This is a genomic window from Streptomyces sp. CO7, from assembly GCF_053474865.1.
On sequence record NZ_JBRIOU010000003.1, the window covers coordinates 108,069 to 111,544 of the forward strand.

The 3,476-nt window shown below is 73.3% G+C and carries 4 protein-coding genes; all 4 read left to right on the forward strand.

The window, feature by feature from the left end:
- Positions 1 to 1,469, forward strand: a 1,469-nt coding sequence (locus ACOV8S_RS10340; RefSeq protein WP_448317493.1) for an AMP-binding protein, incomplete at its 5' end; no start/stop codon positions are given.
- Positions 1,459 to 1,722, forward strand: coding sequence for an acyl carrier protein (locus tag ACOV8S_RS10345; RefSeq protein WP_448317494.1), 264 nt, complete (start codon positions 1,459 to 1,461; stop codon positions 1,720 to 1,722). The genes ACOV8S_RS10340 and ACOV8S_RS10345, both read left to right, overlap by 11 nt.
- A 1-nt stretch (position 1,723) precedes the next feature.
- Positions 1,724 to 2,338, forward strand: coding sequence for a GNAT family N-acetyltransferase (locus ACOV8S_RS10350; protein ID WP_448317495.1), 615 nt, complete (start codon positions 1,724 to 1,726; stop codon positions 2,336 to 2,338).
- The coding region (locus tag ACOV8S_RS10355; RefSeq protein ID WP_448317496.1) for a C45 family autoproteolytic acyltransferase/hydolase at positions 2,335 to 3,476 on the forward strand (1,142 nt) is incomplete at its 3' end. The genes ACOV8S_RS10350 and ACOV8S_RS10355, both read left to right, overlap by 4 nt.

Genomic DNA, 3,476 nt, shown 5'->3' on the forward strand with positions numbered 1-3,476 from the left:
CCTTCGCCCGCCTCGACGGCGCCCGCAGCATGCCGCTGACCGAGCTCCACGAACTCTCCGGCCGCCTGGCCAGGAGGCTGCGGGCCCGCGGCATCGGGGCCGGCGACCGGATCGGCGTCCTCGCCGCCAACTGCCCCGAGTGGGTGCTCCTGGACCTCGCGGCGCTACGGCTGAAGGCCGAGACGGCGGGCTTCGACCCCGGCAAGTTCGACCCCGACGACGATCTCGCCGGACGCTACGACCTCGCCCTCCTCTTCACCGACCGGCCGGCCCTGGCCCCCGGGACCGTTCCGCTCACCCTGGTGGGCGACCTCCTCGCCGAGGAGGACGACCCGGACGAGCCGCCCCTGCCCCCGGTGGTGTGGGAGCCCGGCGACGTGACCACGGTCAAGTTCACCTCCGGCAGCACCGGCCCGCCCAAGGGCCTGGGAGCGACCGCGGGCAGCATCGACGCCTCCCTCGCCGCGGTGCAGGGGATCTTCGAGCACAAACCCGGTGACGACCTGTTCGTCTTCCTGTCCCTGTCGCTGCTCCAGCAGCGCTACTGGGTGTACTCGGCGCTGGCCCACGGACACGACGTCACCGTCAGCACCTACGAGGCGGCCTTCGCGTCCCTGCGCCGCACCCGGCCGACCGTGGTGATGGGTGTGCCGGCCTTCTTCGAGACGGCCAAACGCCAGATCGAGGCCCGGCTGCGCCGGCCGGGCGGCGAGGACACCCTCCAGGCCGCCGCCCGCCGGGTCTTCGGCGACCGGATCCGCTACCTGTGGACCGGGTCCGCCCCGGCCGCTCCGGCGATGCTGCGCTTCTTCGGCGAGGCGGGCCTGCCGATCTACGAGGGGTACGGGCTCAACGAGACCTGCATCGTCGCCAAGAACCATCCCGGCGCCGAACGGGAGGGCAGCGTCGGCCGGGTGCTCCCCGGCAAGGAGGTCCTGTTCGACGAGGACGGGGTCATCTCCGTGCGCAGCGACCACCCCGTCAACCGGGCCTACGCCTACGCCGCTCCCGGCGACAGCGAGCGCGTGTTCGGGCCCGGAGGGACCGTGCGGACCGGGGACGTCGGGTACCTCGACGAGGACGGCTTCCTGTTCGTCAGGGGCCGGGCCGACGACGTGATCGTCCTGGACAACGGCAAGAAGATCGTGGTCAGGCCGATCGAGGAGAGCATGCGCTCCGGCGGCGCCGTCGCCGAGTGCGTGCTGTTCTGCCCCGCCCAGACCGAACTGGTCGCCGTGGTGTCCCCGGCCTCCCTGCCGGCCGACCACGCCGCCGTCGCCGAGCAGCTCGCCCGCCACAACGCCTCGGCCGCCCTCGACGAGCGCATCGGCCGGGTGATCGTCGCCGACGAGCCGTTCAGCGAGGGCAACGGCCTGCTCACCTCCCAGTTCAAGCCCCGCAGGAGTCACATCCTCGACGCCTACCGGGCACGCGTCCACGACCCGAAAGAAGGCATCCATGCGTCCTGACATCGAGCTGACGGCCAGGGACCACCTCTCCGCCGTGCTCAACCCGCCCGTCGCCCCCGAGGCGATCGACCCCGACGCCGACCTGGCCGGCGTCTACGGGCTCACCTCGCTCAACAAGGTCCTCTTCCTCACCGAGGTGTGCGAGGCCGCGGACGTGGACCTCGGCCACTTCACCGAGGACGACCTCGCCGACATGCGCACCCTGCGCGTCGTCGCCGAGTCGCTCACCCTGCACACCGGAAAGGCGGTCTGACATGAGCTGGATCGACGTGGCGCCCGCGGTTCTGGAGAACGAGCACGTGCTGCTGCGGCCCGTCACCGAGGCGGACCGCGAGGGCGTGCGCGCCGTCGCCATGGACCAGGACATCTGGCGCTACTTCGTCTCCCTGGTGGAGACCGACGCCGACTTCGAGACCTTCTTCGCGGCCTGCCTCGCCGACCAGGCGGCCGGCCGGCGCGTCGTGTTCGTCATCGTCGACAAGGAGAGCGGCCGCATCGCCGGCAGCATGAGCTACGGGAACATGGCCGAGGCCGACGCCCGGCTGGAGATCGGCTGGTCCTGGCTGGGACGCGACTTCCGCGGCCGCGGCGTCAACCGGTGGGCCAAGTACCTGCTGCTCGAGCACGCATTCGAGCACCTCGGCGCGCAGCGGGTCGAGTTCAAGACCGACGTGCTCAACGAGCAGGCGCGCCGGGGCCTGCGCAACATCGGGGCGGTCGAGGAAGGGGTCCTGCGGAGCTTCAACTACATGCCGGGCGGCCGGCGCCGCGACGCCGTCTACTACAGCGTGCTCGGCGGCGAGTGGCCCGGCGTGAAGGCGCAGCTCGCCGTGCGGCCGAAGGTCTCCCGGCTGGACACCGTCGGATGACCCCCGGCGAGGGCATTCCCCTCGTCCGGGCGTCGGGTTCGCCCTTCGACCTCGGACACGCCCACGGCGAGGCCCTCGCCGGCCCCCTGCGTTCCTTCCTCGACGACTCGGTGGGCCGCCTCGGCAAGGTGATGCCCGAGCCGGTCACCCGGGAGGGGCTGCGGCCGCGGATCGCCGCCCACCGGGCGGCGGTCGCGGCGGCCCTGCCCGACCTGGCCGAGGAGGTGGCCGGGCTGGCGGCGGGCGCCGGGATCACCGAGGAGGACGCCTGGCTGCTCCAGCTGCGCAGGGAGATCATGGGGTACCGGAAGATCCGGGCCGCCGGCGACTGCACCACCTTCGCGCGCACCGACGGCTCCCGCCCGGTGCTCGCCCAGACCGTCGACCTCAACGGCGACCTGGACTCCCACCTGGCGGTCCTCGACCTCACCCGGTCCGCCGGAGGGCACCGTGCCCTGGTGCTCAGCTTCGCCGGGCTGCTCGGCTACCTGGGGCTCAACAGCCGCGGCCTCGCGGTCGGGCTCAACCTCGTGCTGGGCGGCGAGTGGCGTCCGGGCGTCCCGCCGTACCTGGCCATCCGCCACCTGCTGGACACCGCGGGCAGCGTCACCGAGGCGCTGGACGTGCTGGCCGGCCTGCCGCTCGCCAGCTCCCGGACCCTGGTGCTGTGCGACCGGCGGCGGACCGTGTACGTCGAGATCCTGGAGAACGAGGCGCGCGTCGTCGGCGACACGGAGGTGGCGCACGCCAACCACTTCCTGCACCCCGACTTCGCCCCGCGGGACGAGATCAACGTCTTCGCCCGCAACTCCTCGGTCCGCAGGCTCGACGCGGCACGCGCCGGGCTGGGGAGCATCCCGGCCGGCGCCGGGGCCGAGGAGTACTTCTCCCTGCTCTCCCGGCCCCCGATCAGGGTGCCCGACCGGGGCGACATCAGGGCCGAACGCACCGTGGCCGCCGTGGTGGCCCTCCCCGACCGGGGCGAGCTGCACGTCCGGCGAGGGGACCCCGCGCTGACCGCGACCCAGGTGTTCCGCCTGCAGGACGAGTCGCTTCCGGCGTCCGTCGGCTCGGCGGTGGGCGGGGCGGCGGACGCGGCGGTCGCGTCGGTCGCAGCGGGTGCGGCGGTGTCGCCGGC